Annotated in this window: 12 protein-coding genes; 9 read left to right on the top strand and 3 right to left on the bottom strand. The window is 69.0% G+C overall.

What is annotated here, in order from left to right; all coding sequences use genetic code 11:
• Positions 1–199 precede the first annotated feature (199 nt).
• The 3 genes from ACFOY2_RS42120 to ACFOY2_RS42110 are packed head-to-tail and all read right to left on the bottom strand — an operon-like array spanning position 200 to position 3,983.
• Entirely contained in the window at positions 200–1,435 is a 1,236-nt protein-coding gene (locus ACFOY2_RS42120) for a hypothetical protein (protein ID WP_379533736.1), read from the bottom strand.
• Entirely contained in the window at positions 1,435–2,229 is a 795-nt protein-coding gene (locus ACFOY2_RS42115) for a hypothetical protein (protein ID WP_379533735.1), read from the bottom strand. The genes ACFOY2_RS42120 and ACFOY2_RS42115 overlap by 1 nt, the downstream gene beginning before the upstream one ends.
• An 8-nt stretch (positions 2,230–2,237) precedes the next feature.
• On the bottom strand, positions 2,238–3,983 hold the full coding sequence (locus ACFOY2_RS42110; protein WP_379533734.1) for a glycoside hydrolase family 97 protein: 1,746 nt from the start codon (positions 3,981–3,983) through the stop codon (positions 2,238–2,240).
• Positions 3,984–4,212: 229 nt separating this feature from the next.
• Here ACFOY2_RS42110 and ACFOY2_RS42105 point away from each other — a divergent pair, with 229 nt between their 5' ends.
• The 9 genes from ACFOY2_RS42105 (at position 4,213) to ACFOY2_RS42065 (ending at position 14,876) form a co-directional block, all read left to right on the top strand.
• Positions 4,213–4,581: a hypothetical protein gene (locus ACFOY2_RS42105; protein ID WP_379533733.1), complete on the top strand. Its 369-nt coding sequence runs from the start codon at positions 4,213–4,215 to the stop codon at positions 4,579–4,581.
• Positions 4,582–4,600: 19 nt separating this feature from the next.
• Positions 4,601–6,022: an ABC transporter substrate-binding protein gene (locus tag ACFOY2_RS42100; protein ID WP_379533732.1), complete on the top strand. Its 1,422-nt coding sequence runs from the start codon at positions 4,601–4,603 to the stop codon at positions 6,020–6,022.
• Between the two features lie 58 nt (positions 6,023–6,080).
• Positions 6,081–6,980 (top strand): carbohydrate ABC transporter permease, encoded by a 900-nt coding sequence (locus tag ACFOY2_RS42095; RefSeq protein ID WP_379533731.1) that lies wholly within the window; start codon positions 6,081–6,083, stop codon positions 6,978–6,980.
• A gap of 9 nt (positions 6,981–6,989) precedes the next feature.
• The gene (locus ACFOY2_RS42090; RefSeq protein ID WP_379533730.1) at positions 6,990–7,895 is read left to right on the top strand and encodes a carbohydrate ABC transporter permease; all 906 of its coding nucleotides are present in this window, start codon (positions 6,990–6,992) and stop codon (positions 7,893–7,895) included.
• A 2-nt stretch (positions 7,896–7,897) separates the two neighbouring features.
• Positions 7,898–8,872 (top strand): aldo/keto reductase, encoded by a 975-nt coding sequence (locus ACFOY2_RS42085; protein ID WP_379533729.1) that lies wholly within the window; start codon positions 7,898–7,900, stop codon positions 8,870–8,872.
• A gap of 358 nt (positions 8,873–9,230) precedes the next feature.
• Positions 9,231–10,532 carry an ABC transporter substrate-binding protein gene (locus ACFOY2_RS42080; protein ID WP_379533728.1) on the top strand — a complete coding sequence of 434 codons (1,302 nt, stop codon included), beginning with the start codon at positions 9,231–9,233 and terminating at the stop codon, positions 10,530–10,532.
• Positions 10,526–11,455: a carbohydrate ABC transporter permease gene (locus ACFOY2_RS42075; RefSeq protein WP_379533727.1), complete on the top strand. Its 930-nt coding sequence runs from the start codon at positions 10,526–10,528 to the stop codon at positions 11,453–11,455. The genes ACFOY2_RS42080 and ACFOY2_RS42075 overlap by 7 nt, the downstream gene beginning before the upstream one ends.
• The gene (locus ACFOY2_RS42070; protein ID WP_379533726.1) at positions 11,452–12,279 is read left to right on the top strand and encodes a carbohydrate ABC transporter permease; all 828 of its coding nucleotides are present in this window, start codon (positions 11,452–11,454) and stop codon (positions 12,277–12,279) included. The genes ACFOY2_RS42075 and ACFOY2_RS42070 overlap by 4 nt, the downstream gene beginning before the upstream one ends.
• Before the next feature lie 8 nt (positions 12,280–12,287).
• Entirely contained in the window at positions 12,288–14,876 is a 2,589-nt protein-coding gene (locus ACFOY2_RS42065) for a family 78 glycoside hydrolase catalytic domain (protein ID WP_379533725.1), read from the top strand.
• The last annotated feature ends 234 nt before the right edge of the window (positions 14,877–15,110 follow it).

Genomic DNA, 15,110 nt, shown 5'->3' with positions numbered 1-15,110 from the left:
CACCGCCCCGCCGGACGCTGTCCCGTTGGTGCGGACACCAATGGGGGCGGGGACCGGGCGCCAGTCGGGCACCCGGTTGTGACCGAACATTACCACACGATTACCTATCGTAGCGATCGATAGCCCAGAGAAACCAACCGCGGTTCTGCGAGCAACCCGCCGCCCGCGGCGAGCAGGGCGCGCCTGCTGAGATCGGCTTTCATGACCCCTGTCCAATGACGATCTTGTCGAGCTCGGGTGAGCGCGCGGTGTGGCTGTAGAAGCGGATCGTGTTGACGCCCGCCACCAGGTCCACCGGCACGGTCGTGGTCGTCACCTTGTCTTTGGAGCCGGTCATCGGCACCCGGATCGCGTCGCCGCCGTTGACGCTGACCGAGAACTCCTGCGTCCCGTCCACCAGCGCGTGCACGGTCATCGGGCGAGGCCCGGCGGTCTCCGCCAGCACGCCCTTGATCACGGCGTAGTCGTAGATGTTGCCGCCGATCAGGATCACCTTCCGCCCGCCCGAGCAGACGGCGCAGTACGCCGGCTCGGCCGCGCCCTCCCAGACGTTCCCGACCCGCTCGGCCTCGTACGCCCCGGCGCTACGGTCCGGCGGCGGCAGCTTCACCGGCGGCGTCGCGGGCCCGAGCTGCTCCGCCCGCAGGTCCTTGACCAGCAGGTACGTCTCCTGCAGTCCCGCGCTCTTGATGCTGCGGTAGATGCCCCACTTGGGCCGGTTGTACTGCTCCTCGGTCCACCACAGGTCGATGCCCTCGACCTTCTCATCGACGATCGTGCGCCGCCCGTCCTGGAGCACCCAGCGCATGTAGCCGGCGTCGCCGGACTTGAACTCGATCGTGGTGGTGACCCACTTGTTCTGGATGGGTTCGAGGTCGGCCGTGGCGAAGTCGTGGGACTTGTTGTCCTCCAGCGTCCAGTAGCGGGCCGCGATCTTCTGCACGCCGTTCACGACCGGCAGCGAGATCTGCGCGACCGGGGTGCCGACGTCGGAGTTCTTGAGCTGCCAGATGTGGGTGAAGCTCGTGGTCGCGTCGAGGGTGTCGGGGATGTACATCTGGTACGTCAGCCGCCAGGTCTCGTCCTTGCGGATCTCCAGCGGACGGCCGTCGGCAGTGCGCATGCCGCGTACCTCGTTGCGCATGCGGTCGGAGCCGTCGCGGTCCTCCAGGTGGGCGTCGAACCGCCAGGCGTCGCCCGCGACGTACACGTGGGGCTGGCCCTCGGGGTGGGAGCCGCGCCGGTCGTCCTCCAGCGCCTCGAAGGCGTTGACGCCGTCGCGCCGCGGGCTCGGACTCCAGCGTTTCTCCCAGCGAGCTTGCGCGCTCTCCTGCGGGCTCGTCCCCGCAGGTCCGGCCTGCGCCGGCGGGGCGAGGGCGAGGGTCAGCGCGATCATCGACAACGCGCCCGCCAGGCGCAGGCCGTGCGTTCTCATTACGGCGTCACCGGATCCAGGTCGGGGGCACTGGCGCCGGTGAGCTGGTGGGCCTGCAGGTTACGGATCAGCAGGTAGGTGTTCTGCAGCCCTGAGCTGTTGATGCTGCGGTAGATGCCCCACTTGGGACGCAGGTACTCGTCGTCGCCCCGCCACAGGTCGGTGCCGTCCATGCGCTTGTCGACGAGCGTGGTGGAGCCGTCCTTGAGGGTCCAGCGCAGGTAGCCGTTGTCGGAGGCCTTGAACTCGAAGGTGGTGTTCACCCATTTGCCCTGGATCGGGGTGAGGTTGGTGTTGCCGACCTCGTGGGTCTGCTCGGCCTCGTCCCAGTAACGGACGTTGATCTTGGGGGTGCCGCCGGAGATCGGCAGCGACATCGTGTAGAGGGGCGCGCCTGAGCCGGGCACCTTCATCTGCGCGATGTGGGTGAAGCTGCTCGTGGCGTCCAGCGACGTGGGGATGTACATCTGGTAGCTGATCCGCCAGGTCTGGTTCTCCAGGATCTTCAGGTACGAGCTGCCGCTCGTGCGCATGCCCTTGACCTCGTTGCGCTGCCGGTCGTCGCCGTCGCGATCCTGGGTGTGCATGTCGAAGCGGTAGGCGTCGCCGGAGACGTAGATGTGCGTGGCGCCGGAGTGGGAGTCGGCGCGGTCGTCCTCGATGCCCTCGAACGCCTCGGAGACGCTGTCGTCCGACGGTGCCGGGTTCCAGCGCAGCGTCCAGGCCGCCGCCGATGCGGGGGCGGCCGGCAGGGCGGTGGCCGTGAGGGCCAGCGCGGCTAAGACTCCGCTCATTCGCTTGATCATGACTCCTCTTTTCTGAGGTGAAGCGTGAACCCGCCGTTGGGGGGGACGGCGAGGTCGAGCTTGCCCCCGGCCGAGACGGTGACCGTCTCGGCGAGGATCCGGTCGCCTGGGGCGTCCCGGTAGATCTCGGCCGCCCACTCCCCCTCGTCGAGGAAGTCGAGCGGCACGGTGAGCGTGCGGGCCTCGCCCGCGACGCCCGCACCGACGTACCACTCGCCGCCGTTCCTCCTGGCCAGCAGGATGTGGTCGGCGGGGTCGCCGGACAGCAGCACTGTGTCGTCCCACGCGGTCGGGACGGCGGACAGCAGCCGCAGCGCCTCCGGCCTGGCCTCGTAGGCCTCGATGCCGTCGGCGAAGTGCTGCACGCCCGACTCGAAGATCACCGACAGGGCGAGCTCGAAGCCGGCCGTGATCGTGCGCACGCCGGTGAACGTGCACGGCGTGAAGTCCATCGGGCCCTGCACGTTGCGGGTGAAGGCCAAAGACAGGTAGTGCTCAGGCTGGTAGAGCGGCTGCTTGCCGGGCTTGGGCTTGATCCACTCCGCGCCCTTGACGGCCTCGGCGGTCATGAACTGCGGCCAGGTCCGCTCGGTGCCGCGCGGGATCGTGCCGCCGTGGAAGACGACCATGAGCCGCAGGCGGGCGGTGGCGGCCAGGATGGAGTCGAACCAGCGCATCCGGTCCTGGCCGTCGGACTCGGTGAAGTCGATCTTGACGCCGACCGCGCCCCACTCCTTCCAGAGCGCGAGCTTCTGGCGGTGCTCCAGCTCGGTGTCGACGTGCTGCCAGTGCGACCAGAGCCAGACGCCGACGCCCCGGTCGCGGGCGTAGGCGATGAGCTCGGGCATCCACTCCTTGTTCCAGCCGGCGTCGGCCAGCAGGTACGGCCAGCCGTTGGCGGCGGCGAAGTCGACCCAGCGCTTCTGGGCGTCCAGGTCACGGGTGGAGGGCCCGTCGGACCACCACGACCAGGCCGCGGCCCCCGGCTTGATCCAGGAGGTGTCCTCGACCTTGGAGGGCGCCGCGAGGCTGGTGATCAGGTCGCTGGCCACGATCGTGGCCAGGTCGCCGACGATCATCGTGCGCCACGGGGTGACGATGGGGCTGGCCGAGGTCACGTACGGGTCGGGCAGGTCGAGCCCGAAGGCGCGGCCGTCGAAGCGCAGGCGGGAGCCGGCGTAGCCGCTGTCCAGGTCCGACTCGGTGATCAGCAGCCAGTCGGCACCGGTCTGGAACAGGGAGGGGTAGCCGTACAGGATGGGTTCCGCGTCGGCGACCGTGCTGTGCTTGTGGATCTCCTCGTAGTCGCAGCGGCCGTTCTCGTACGGGAGCAGCACCGCGCGGGCGCTGCCCGGCACCACGTACTCCGAGATCTCCTCCGTCACGGTGACGGGGCCCGTCCACGGGACCGAGTACCGGTAGGCCACGCCGTGTCCTCCGACCCGTACCTGCAGGTCGATGCGGTGGTCCGCCTTGGTGAACGACAACGTCCACTCGCCGGCCGCGTACCGGTGCTCGCGCCGCTTGCCGGTCACCGTCAGGTAGGACTCCTCGATCCGCCGCTCGGACAGGCCGGCGAACTCCAGCCCCGCGCTCAGGTCGGCGTGGGCCGTGCGCAGGCCCAGTCTGGACGGCTCCAGCACGACCTGCCCGGCGCGCCGGACCTCCAGCGTCAGCTCGCCCGCCTCGGACAGGGCGAGGGTCGCCTCCAGGTCCTCGTCGCTGAGCGTCCAGTTCGGCACATGCCCTCCAGAAGGAAAGAGATAGGAGGAGTCGATCGCGTCGTGTCTCCCGGCCGAACCGCCGCACGGGTCGGCCCGATTCTCCTCACAGTGGGCTAGAGCCTAGGTTGAAGCGGCTTTCGATTCAATTCTTGACGAAGTTAATTACCGGGTCTACGGTACGGCCATGTGCCGGGGATCACAACCAGACCCGTCGATTCATCCGATCTCTACCGTCCGATTGGCAGAGTTGCGCGAGCAGCGCTCCGGTTTGTTCGGCGGCTGGGGGCTCCACTCGCCGATCGATTGGCGCCACCGCCCAGACGCCCTCGTCGAGGGCGTGCCCCGCGATGACCGAAATATCGAGATAAATCAGTCCCATTTGCACAGCCAGGTTGAAGAGCTGCTTACCCGCTATGGCCGAATCGACACCATGTGGCCAGGCTTCTCCCCCGATGACAAGGGCGCGGCCGACCGGCGTTCCCGTGCCCTGATCCCCGACCCGGCCGTGGACAGCGGCACCACCACGCCGGGGGCGCTGCCGCCCGGCACTTCGACCCTGCAGCTCCCGGTGCGGCGCCCGGACGTGGCGGTGCCGGCGATCGAGCTCTTCCCGTGAAAGGCCCACCCCCATGGAGATGAACCGTCGGCAGATGCTGGCCCTGGCGGTGGCGGCCGCGGCCGTGCCCGCGCTGTCCGCCTGCGGGGACACCCGCCAGCAGAAGCAGGCCGCGGAGCCGGTCAAGTCCGGCGCGCAGGTCATCGACCCGAACCGGCCGGGCAGCGAAGCCTGGCCGTTCGAGGCGGCCGAGCAGCTCAACAACTCGCTGACCTGGCCCAAGACGAACGTGCCCGACCCGGCGTCCAAGGTCGTGATCACGCTGGCGATGACCACGGACGCCGTCACCGAGGTCCGCAACGCGCAGTTCGACTACTTCTTCAAAAAGCGCCACCCGAACATCGAGGTCAAGCGCGAGGCGGCGCCGTTCGACGACTTCCTGACCAAGTACATGGCCCAGGCGGCCGGCGGCACCCTGCCCGACGTGCTCTACAACCACTACTCCTGGACGCAGAACCTCATCGCCAACAAGGTCCTGGCGCCGCTGGACGACTTCATCGCCAAGACGCCCGACTTCGACATGGCTGACATTCCGCAGTCAGGGCTCGGCTACTTCAAGCGCGACGGCGGCCTGTACGGTCTGCCCACCGACATGGCGCCCAAGCTGCTCTTCTTCAACAAGGACCTGTTCGACAAGGCCGGGCTCGACTACCCGGACGAGAGCTGGACCTTCGACAAGCTCTTCGAGACGGCCAGGAAGATGACCAGCGGGTCGGGCGCGGGGAAGATCTACGGCTTCTCCCCGATGCCGAAGCTGGAGAACGACGTGAGCGCGATATACCTCAAGCCGTTCGGCGGCCGGTTCCTCGACGCCGCCGAGTCCAAGGTGATGGTCAACGAGCCGCAGGCCAAACAGGCCCTGGGGCTCTGGCTCGACCTGCTGCTGAAGGACAAGGTGGTGCCGAGCCTGGCCGAACTGCAGTTGCTGGAGAAGGTGGACCCGTTCAAGACGGGTCACGCGGCCATGATGATCAACGGTGCCTGGCTGATGCTGGAGCTGTCCAAGCAGGACGCGTTCAAGTGGGGCGTCACGCACGTCCCCAAGGGCCCGCAGGGCCGCTTCACCTCGGCCGTGGGCAGCGCCCTGGTGATCCCGGCGTCGTCGCAGAACAAGGACGCCGCCTGGATCTACATCAACGAGTTCCTGTCGGCCTCCGGCTACAAGTTCCGCCAGATCTCCGCGCCGGCGCGGCAGTCCGCCTGGGAGTTCAACGCCAAGGCGATGGGCCTGCCCCCCGAGACCGCGGAGCTGGTCAAGGAGGTCATGGCCGACTACGCCGCCGACGACGGCGTGCTGCGACTGCCGGCCAACAAGAAGGTGGTCGACACGGCCAAACCCGTCTGGGAACGGGCGATGCTCGGCAAGATCAGCCTGGACGACGCGCTGGCGGAGATCGCCGCCAAGGTCACGCCCATCCTGGCCGAGAACAAGGTCGCATGACCGAGCTTGTCGAGGTCATCAGTGAGCAAGGAATCATGAGGCCGACGAAGGAGGTCGCATGACCGCGGTTAGCGCCCGCAGCCCTCTGGCCCGTCGCGAGGCACGGCGCTTCCACCTGTTCGTCTCGCCGTGGTTGATCGGGTTCGTGCTCTTCAGCGCCGGGCCCATCGTGGCCGCCATGGTCCTCAGCTTCATGGACTGGAACCTGCTCCAGTCGCCGAAGTGGGTGGGGTTCAGCAACTACGAGCGCATGTTCGGCGACCCCGAGTTCTGGGAGGCGGTCGGGAACACCGTCCAGTACGGACTGGGCGCGGTGGCGCTCGGCGTGACGTTCACGTTCCTGCTGGCGCTGCTGCTCAACCAGCCGCTGCGCTTCCAGGGCCTGTTCCGCACCGTCATGTACCTGCCGTCGGTGGTCTCGGGCCTGGCCACCGCGCTGCTGTGGCTGAACATCCTGCACCCCGACTACGGGCTGATCAACAAGGTGCTGGCCACGGTCGGCATCCAGGGCCCCGGCTGGCTGGCCTCCCAGGAGTGGGCCATCCCCGGGCTGGTGCTGATGAGCGTGTGGGGCGCGGGCAACACGATCGTCATCTACCTGGCCGGGCTGCAGGGCATCCCGAAGACGCTCTACGAGGCGGCCGAGATCGACGGCGCGGGATGGTGGCGCAGGTTCTGGAGCGTGACGGTGCCGATGATGTCGCCGGTCATCTTCTTCAACGTGGTGACGGGATTCATCGCCGCGCTGCAGAGCTACGTGCTCATCCTCGTCATGACCGACGGCGGCCCCGGCAACGCCACGATGGTGCTGGGGCTCTACATCTACCGGCACGCCTTCGTCTACTTCGACATGGGGTACGCGGCCACGCTGTCGTGGGCCATGTTCGTGCTGGTCATCGCCGTGACGGCGATTCAGTTCAGCCTGGCCAGGCGCTGGGTGCACTACGAGTTCAAGTGAGGTCAGCCGATGCTCCTCGAGACCGCGGCCAAGCCGGCCCGCACCAGGCCGCCGGGCACGCCCATGACCTCCGCGCAGGCCGAGCGGGTCAGACAGATCAGGCGTTCCGGGGCCTACATCCTGCTGATCATCAGCTCGGCGGTGTTCCTGCTGCCGTTCCTGTGGATGCTCACGACCTCGCTCAAATCCGACGCGGAGAACCTGGCCTTCCCGCCCCAGTGGTTTCCTGACTCCTTCAACTGGGACAACTACGTCAAGGGCTGGACGGGCTCGCTGCCGTTCACCCAGTTCCTGCTGAACACCATCGTGATCACCGCGCTGTCCATGGCCGGCAACCTCATCTCGTGCGTGCTGCCCGCCTACGCCTTCGCCAGGATGCGGGCGCGGGCGGCGGGCTTCATGTTCGCGGCGCTGATGGCGACCATGATGATCCCGCGCGAGATCACGCTGGTGCCCAAGTTCGTGATGTTCTCCGAGCTCGGCTGGGTCGACACCTACCTGCCGCTGGTCGTGCCGGAGTTCTTCGGCGTGGCCATGTACATCTTCCTGCTCCGCCAGTTCTTCACCACGATCCCGCAGGAGCTCATCGACGCCGCCCGCATCGACGGGGCCTCCGAGCTGCGCATCCTGTGGAGCGTCATGCTGCCGCTGGCCAAGCCGGCCATCGCCGCGATCTGCCTGTTCTCCTTCGTGGGCAACTGGAACCAGTATCTGGAGAACTCCATCTACCTGCGCTCGATGGAGAAGATCACGCTGGCGCAGGGGCTGGGCATGTTCAGCGGGCAGTATGTCACCCAGTACAACCAGATGATGGCCGTCGCGCTAGTGTCGATGCTGCCCATTTTGATCATCTTTTTCCTGGCACAGAAGACGTTCATCCGGGGCGTCACTCTGACCGGTATCGCAGGAAGGTAATTTTGGACTACGAACGTCAGCCGTACAGAAGGTGCGGCCGCAGCGGTCTCCTCCTCCCCGCCGTGTCGCTCGGCCTGTGGCACAACTTCGGCGGGGGCAAGTCCCTCGACAGCCAGCGCGCCATCTTCCACAAGGCGCTCGACCTGGGCATCACCCACTTCGACATCGCCGACCGTTACGGGCCGCCGTTCGGCGCCGCGGAGGCCACGTTCAGCCGCCTGCTGTCGCCGTCGCTGCGTGACGAGGTCGTGGTCACCACCAAGGGCAGCAACCCCATGTGGGACGGCCCCTACGGCAAGGGCAACTCGCGCAAGCACCTGCTGGCCACCCTCGACCGCTCGCTGGCCCGGCTCGGCCTCGACAACGTCGACATCTTCTACCTGCACAGGGAGGACGCGGACACCCCGCTGGAAGAGCAGGTCGCCACGCTCGACTACATGGTGCGCACCGGCCGCACGCTCTACGTCGGGGTCTCCAACTTCTCTCCCGAGAACACGGCGCGGGCCGCCGGCATGCTGCGCGACCTCGGCACGCCGCTGCTGGTGCACCAGCCGTCCTACTCGCTGCTCAACCGGCGGATCGAGGACGAACTGCTGGACGTGCTCGAACAGCACGGCGTCGGCTGCGTGGTCTACTCGCCGCTGGCGCAGGGCCTGCTGACCGACCGCTACCTGAACGGCATCCCCGACGACTCCAGGGCCGCCGAGGGCCGCTTCCTGACCCCCGACCGGGTGACGCCGCAGGTGCTGACGTTCGTGCGGGCGCTGGCCGAGATCGCTGAGGCCCGCGGCCAGAGCGTGGCCCAACTCGCCCTGGCCTGGGCGCTGCGCGACCCGCGCATCACCTCGGTGCTCGTCGGCGCCTCCAGCCCCGAGCAGTTGGAGGCCAACGTGGCGGCCGTCGATCGCCTCGACTTCACCGACGAGGAGCTGGCGGCCATCGAGCGGACCGCCAAGGAGACCGGCGTCCACGCCTGAACGCGCGGGAGCCAGGGTCCGGCTCCTGCGCGTGGGCTGGGGGAAGGGCCGCTGAGCCACTACCTCCGGCCCCTCTCCGATGCCCCGACTCCCAGGCCGTGATCGAGCCGGCCTGGGAGTCGGGGCATTTCGCCACTTCGGCTGCGGCGCTGCGGCCCAGAAAGCAGGCCGACACGCCTGCCCGTGTGGGTAACGTTCTCCATTTTCAGCCCCGAACTTCATGTGGGGCATGGGCGGAGCGTGGGCGATGGTGAGGACCGTTCTCCAGGTCAACCTCTTGACGACTCCATCGGGTAACGCCTACGTTAACTTGCATCGGGGGGCGTTAAAACGTTTCAAACGAACCCGGAGGGGCGTTGTGAAGACCTCTCACCGCACGCTCGGGACCGCGCTGGCCGTTCTCGCGACGGCAGCCCTGACCTCATGTGGCTCCGGCTCGCAGTCCGCCGCCGACGGCTCGGTGACCCTGTCGTTCCTCGTGGACAACAGCCAGGCGACCCTGGACACAGCCAAGGCGCTCGCGGACTCGTTCATGCGGGCCAACCCCACCATCAAGATCGATACCGAGACCCGTCCCGGCGGCAGCGAGGGCGACAACATCGTCAAGACCCGGCTGTCCACGGGCGACATGTCGGATGTGTTCTGGTACAACTCCGGCTCGCTGCTCCAAGCCCTCAACCCCGCCCAGACCATGGTCGACCTGACCGGCGACCCGGTGCTGGCAGGCGTCCAGAAGGACTTCCTGCCGGTCGTGACGCAGGGCGGCAAGGTCTACGGCGTGCCCGCGAGTACCGCCATGGGCGGCGGCATCCTGTACAACCGCAGGGTCTACGACAAGCTCGGCCTCCAGGTGCCCAAGACGTGGGCCGAGTTCATGGCCAACAACGACAAGGTCAAGGCGGCCGGGATCACGCCGGTGATCTCGACGTTCAAGGACACCTGGACCTCACAGCTCTTCGTGCTGGGCGACTACTACAACGTGCAGGCCGCGGTGCCCGCCTTCGCGCGGGACTACACGGCCAACAAGGTCAAGTTCGCCACCACGCCGGCCGCCAGGGCGGGCTTCGACCACCTGGCAGAGGTGCACGCCAAGGGCCTGCTCAACGAGGGCTTCGGCACGGCCACCGCCGACCAGGGCATGAAGATGCTGATCGAGGGCAAGGGCGCCCACTACCCGATGCTCAGCGCCCAACTGCCGCCGCTGGTCGCCACCATGCCGCAGGCCGCCACCGACGTCGGCTTCTTCGGCGTCCCCGGATCCGACCCGGCCAGGAACGGCGCCACGATCTGGGAGCCCGCCGCCCTCTACGTCCCCAAGACCACCGAGAACCTGGACGCGGCCAAGAAGTTCCTGGCCTTCGTCGCCTCGCCGGCCGCCGCCGACGCGGTGAGCAAGGCCGTCCAGCCGGCCGGGCCGTACCGGATCCAGGGCGCCAAGCTGCCCGACGACGCGATCCAGGTCGCCAAGGACCTGCAGGCCTACATCGACAAGGGCGCCACCGCGCCCGCGCTGGAGTTCGTCTCGCCGGTCAAGGGCCCGTCGCTGGAGCAGATCACGGTCGCGGTCGGCTCGGGGCTCACCGCGCCCGCCGAGGGCGCCGCCCAGTACGACAAGGACGTCGAAAAGCAGGCCAAGCAGTTGGGGCTCGCGGGATGGTGACCGAACAACGGGCCAGACCGCGCACGGAGCCCGGGCCCGACCGGCGGCGGCGCGCCCGCGCGACGAAACGGCGCTCGGCCTACCCCTACGCGCTCTACCTGCCGGCCGCTGTCGTCTACCTGGTGATCTTCCTGGTGCCGACGGTGATGGCGTTCTACTTCGCGCTGACCCGCTGGACCCTGTTCGACAGCACCTTCGTCGGCCTGCAGAACTTCCGCGACTTCCTGTCCGAGCAGAACCTGCGCATCGGCTTCCAGAACACGATCTTCTACGCGGTCGTCACCAGCGGCCTCAAAGTGGTCCTCGGGCTGCTGCTCGGCGTGCTGCTGACCTCGAAGCTGCGCCTGCGCTTCTTCCTGCGCTCGGTCGTGTTCTTCCCGGTGCTGGTCTCCACGGTCGCGGTCGGCTTCACCTTCAGCGCGCTGCTGCGGCCCGACACGGGCCTGGTCAACAAGGCGCTGGCCGTGGTGGGCGTCGACGGCCGCGACTGGCTCGGCGACGCCGCCACCGCCCTGCTCTCGGTCGCGCTGGTCGACGTGTGGAAGGGCGTCGGCCTGGCCACCGTGATCTACATCGCCGGCATCATGTCGATCCCGCGCGACTACTACCAGGCCGTGTCGGTGGACGGCGGCACCGCCTGGCACCGCTTCAGGCACGTCACACTGCCGCTGAGCTGGCCGGCCACCTACTCGGTGATCCTCCTGTCGTTCATCGGCGGGCTGCGCTCGTTCGACCTCATCTGGACGATGACCCGCGGCGGCCCCGGTTTCACCAGCGACACCATCGCCTCGATCATCTACAAGCAGTACCAGGCCGGCTTCTTCGGCCTGTCGACGGCGGGCAACGTGCTGCTGTTCCTCGTCGTCACCGCCGTCGTCGTCCCCCTCAACCACTTCCTCGGCAAGAGGCAGGTCGCCGTATGAGAGCGCTCAAGAGGTTCGGCGCGGAGACGGTCGCGCTCGTGCTGGCCACCGTGATCTTCCTGGTGCCGTTCTCGTTCATGCTGCTGACCGCGGTCAAGGACGAGGTCCAGTCCCTGGACCTGGACTTCGCCTGGCCCGCCAACTGGCCCGTCGTGGAGAACTTCGTGCGCGTCGTCGAAGCGCGCGACTACGTGCTGCTGCGCGCGTACGTGAACTCCACGATCCTGACGGTCGCGTCCGTCGCGCTGATCGTGGTCTTCGCCGCGATGGCCGCCTTCGTCCTGCAGCGCCGCCCCGGCAGGGTCGCCAGGGTCGCCGACTTCCTGGTGTTGTCGGGGCTGATCATCCCGCCCGCGATCGTGCCGACGATCTGGCTGCTACAGGCCCTCGGCCTGTTCAAGACCATGCCGGGGCTCGTCCTGATCGAAGTGGCCTTCAACCTGTCGTTCGCGATGCTGCTGTTCAAGGCGTTCATCGCGGCCATCCCGCGCGAACTGGACGAGGCCGCGATGATCGACGGCTGCGGCGGCCTGCGGCTGTTCTTCCAGGTCGTCTTCCCGCTGCTGCGGCCCGTCACCATCACCGTGATCCTGACCAGCGCGGTGTCGGTCTTCAACGACTTCGTCAACCCGCTGTACTTCCTGCCCGGCGACGACAACGCCACCGTCCAGGTCACCCTCTACAACTTCCAAAGCCAGTACAACACCCAGTGGAACCTGCTGTTCATGGACATCGTGCTCATCACGATCCCGCCGCTGCTGATGTTCGTCTTCTTCAACCGCAAGATCGTCGCCGGGATGACCGCCGGCGCCATCAAGGGCTAAGGAGTACCTTGCCGCACGTCACCGCGCTCACTTTCGAGCACCACCGCGACCCGCTCGGCATCGGCGAGCCCGCCCCGCGCCTGTCCTGGACCGTGACCACCGACCTCCCCGGCTGGGCCCAGCGGGGCTACGAGATCGAACTCGACGACGGCACCGCCACCGGCGTGATCGAGTCGGACCAGTCCGTCCTCGTCGCCTGGCCGGGCTCGCCGCTGGGCTCACGCGAACGCCGGGCGGCGCTGGTCCGCGCGCACGGCCGCGACGGCTCGGTCTCAGAATGGAGCGACTGGTCGTGGGCGGAGACCGGACTGCTGGAGCCGGCCGACTGGCGGGCGCGGGCCGCCGCGCCGCCGCCTGAACTGCTCGGCCCGCCCGACGGCCCGGCCCTGCTGCTGCGCCGCGAGTTCACCGCGCGCGGCCCCGTGGCCAGAGCCCGCCTGTACCTCACCGCGCACGGCACGTACGAGGCCCAGATCAACGGCCGGGTCGTCGGCGACGACGTGCTCGCCCCCGGCTGGAGCAGCTACCACCACCGCCTGCGTTACCGCACCCACGACGTCACCGACCTGCTGGCGCAGGGCCCCAACGCCATCGGCGCCACGCTGGCCGACGGCTGGTACCGGGGCCGGATCGGCTTCGGCGGCGGCAGGACCGGCGTGTACGGCGACCGTCCCGCCCTCATCGCCCAACTGGAGATCACCTACGCCGACGGCGGCACCGACGTGATCGTCACCGACGGGCAGTGGCGCTGCGCCGCCGGCCCCGTCACCGCCGCGAGCCTGTACGACGGCGAGAACCACGACGCCCGCCGCGAACCGCCGGGCTGGTCGCGGGCCGGCTTCGACGACGGCGGCTGGCTGCCCGCCGACGTGCTCGATCACGCCCCGGCCAGGCTCGTCGCCCCCACCGGGCCGCCGGTACGCCGCCAGGAGAGCCTGTCCCCCTCGGCCGTGCTCAAGGGCCCCGACGGCGAGACCATCCTGGACTTCGGCCAGAACCTCGTCGGCCGCCTGCGCATCCGCGTCCAGGGGCCGGCCGGCCACGTCGTGACGCTGCGGCACGCCGAGGTGCTGGAGGACGGCGCGCTTTCCCTGCGCCCGCTGCGCCACGCCGCCGCCGTCGACCGGTACACCCTGCGCGGCGACGACCGTCCCGAGGAGTGGGAGCCGCGCTTCACCACGCACGGCTTCCGCTACGCCCAGGTCGACGGCTGGCCGGGCGACCTCGACCCGAACGCCGTCGAGGCCGTCGTCTGCCACACCGACATGGAACGCGCCGGCTGGTTCGACTGCTCCGACCCGGCGCTCAACCGGCTGCACGAGAACGTGGTGTGGAGCATGCGCGGCAACGTCGTGGACGTGCCCACCGACTGCCCGCAGCGCGACGAGCGGCTCGGCTGGACGGGCGACATCCAGGTCTTCGCCCCGACCGCGAGCTTCCTGTACGGCAGTGCCGGCATGCTCGGTTCCTGGCTGGCCGACCTGGCCGCCGAGCACTCAGAACTGGGCACCGTGCCGCACTACGTGCCCTGGGTGAACCTGCGCTACCCCGCAGAGCCCGCCGCCGCGTGGGGCGATGCAGCGGTCGTCGTGCCGTGGACGCTCCACCAGCGCTATGGCGACCTCGACCTGCTGCGCGCCCAGTACCCGAGCATGAAGGCGTGGGTGGACCAGATCGCCGGGCTGGCCGGGGAGAGCCGCCTGTGGGACGAGGGGTTCCAGTTCGGCGACTGGCTCGACCCGACCGCCCCGCCGGATCGGCCCTTCGAGGCGCGTACGGAACCCGCCCTGGTCGCCACCGCGTACCTGGCCTACTCCGCCGGGCTGCTGGCCGAGACCGCCGCGCTCCTGGGCCGCACGGACGACGACCGCCACTACCGGCAGCTCGCCGGGCAGGTGCGGGCGGCGTTCGAGGCCGCGTACGTGTCCCCCGACGGCACGATGACCAGCGACTCCCAGTCCGCCTACGCGCTCGCCCTGCGCTTCGGCCTCATCCAGGACGCCGGCCGCCGCGCGGAGGCAGGGCGGCGGCTGGTGGAGCTCGTCCGCGCGAACGGCCACCGCATCGGGACCGGCTTCGTCGGCACCCCGATCATCTGCGACGCCCTCACCGACGCCGGCGCCTGGGACGACGCCTACCGGCTCCTGCTGCAGACCGAGTGCCCGTCCTGGCTGTACGCGGTCACCATGGGGGCCACCACCATCTGGGAACGCTGGGACAGCCTGCTGCCGGACGGCTCGGTCAACCCCGGCGAGATGACCTCCTTCAACCACTACGCGCTGGGGGCGGTCGCCGACTGGATGCACCGCACGGTCGCCGGGCTGGCCCCCGGCGCTCCCGGCTACCGCAAACTGCTCGTCCGCCCCCGGCCCGGCGGCGGCCTGAGCAGGGCAGGGGCCGCGCACGTCACACCGTACGGGCGGGCCGAGGTCCGCTGGGAGCGTCGCGGGGGGTCTTTGGAGCTTCGGGTGCTCGTCCCGCAAGGGACAACCGCCGACGTCTACCTACCCGCCGAACCGGACCGGCCTGTCCAGGTGGGTCCGGGCGAGCACGTCTTCACCTGCGCTTTCCGCGATCCTGCCGACGACCTCACCTGACGACCGCTGGCTGCCCCGCTCGAAGCGGGCGGGGCGGTCAGCCGAGGCCGGGCTCGCCGGGGTTGATGGCGCGGGTGAACGGAGCCCCTGGCCCTGGGTGTGTCGGGGGCTCTCATCTCGCCCGCCCGTGCCCGGAGGCAGGCAGCCGCTCGCCGGCGGTGGGCGGGGGTTCGCTGTGGATCCGTATGTCGAGTCCGTCGCTGGGCGCGGAGGCTGCGTCTGAGGCTGTTGAAG

Source organism: Nonomuraea purpurea, from assembly GCF_042650645.1.
Taxonomy (GTDB): Bacteria; Actinomycetota; Actinomycetes; order Streptosporangiales; family Streptosporangiaceae; genus Nonomuraea; species Nonomuraea purpurea.
This window is presented reverse-complemented; position numbering and strand designations above follow the sequence as displayed.

Bases quoted from the DNA above. Each gene is read 5' to 3' on its own strand.
- ACFOY2_RS42100 (WP_379533732.1), top strand. From the start codon at position 4,601: ATGAACCGTCGGCAGATGCTGGCCCTGGCGGTGGCGGCCGCGGCCGTG.
- ACFOY2_RS42095 (WP_379533731.1), top strand. From the start codon at position 6,081: ATGACCGCGGTTAGCGCCCGCAGCCCTCTGGCCCGTCGCGAGGCACGG.
- ACFOY2_RS42075 (WP_379533727.1), top strand. From the start codon at position 10,526: ATGGTGACCGAACAACGGGCCAGACCGCGCACGGAGCCCGGGCCCGAC.
- ACFOY2_RS42070 (WP_379533726.1), top strand. From the start codon at position 11,452: ATGAGAGCGCTCAAGAGGTTCGGCGCGGAGACGGTCGCGCTCGTGCTG.
- ACFOY2_RS42115 (WP_379533735.1), bottom strand. From the start codon at position 2,229: ATGAGCGGAGTCTTAGCCGCGCTGGCCCTCACGGCCACCGCCCTGCCG.
- ACFOY2_RS42090 (WP_379533730.1), top strand. From the start codon at position 6,990: ATGCTCCTCGAGACCGCGGCCAAGCCGGCCCGCACCAGGCCGCCGGGC.
- ACFOY2_RS42120 (WP_379533736.1), bottom strand. From the start codon at position 1,435: ATGAGAACGCACGGCCTGCGCCTGGCGGGCGCGTTGTCGATGATCGCG.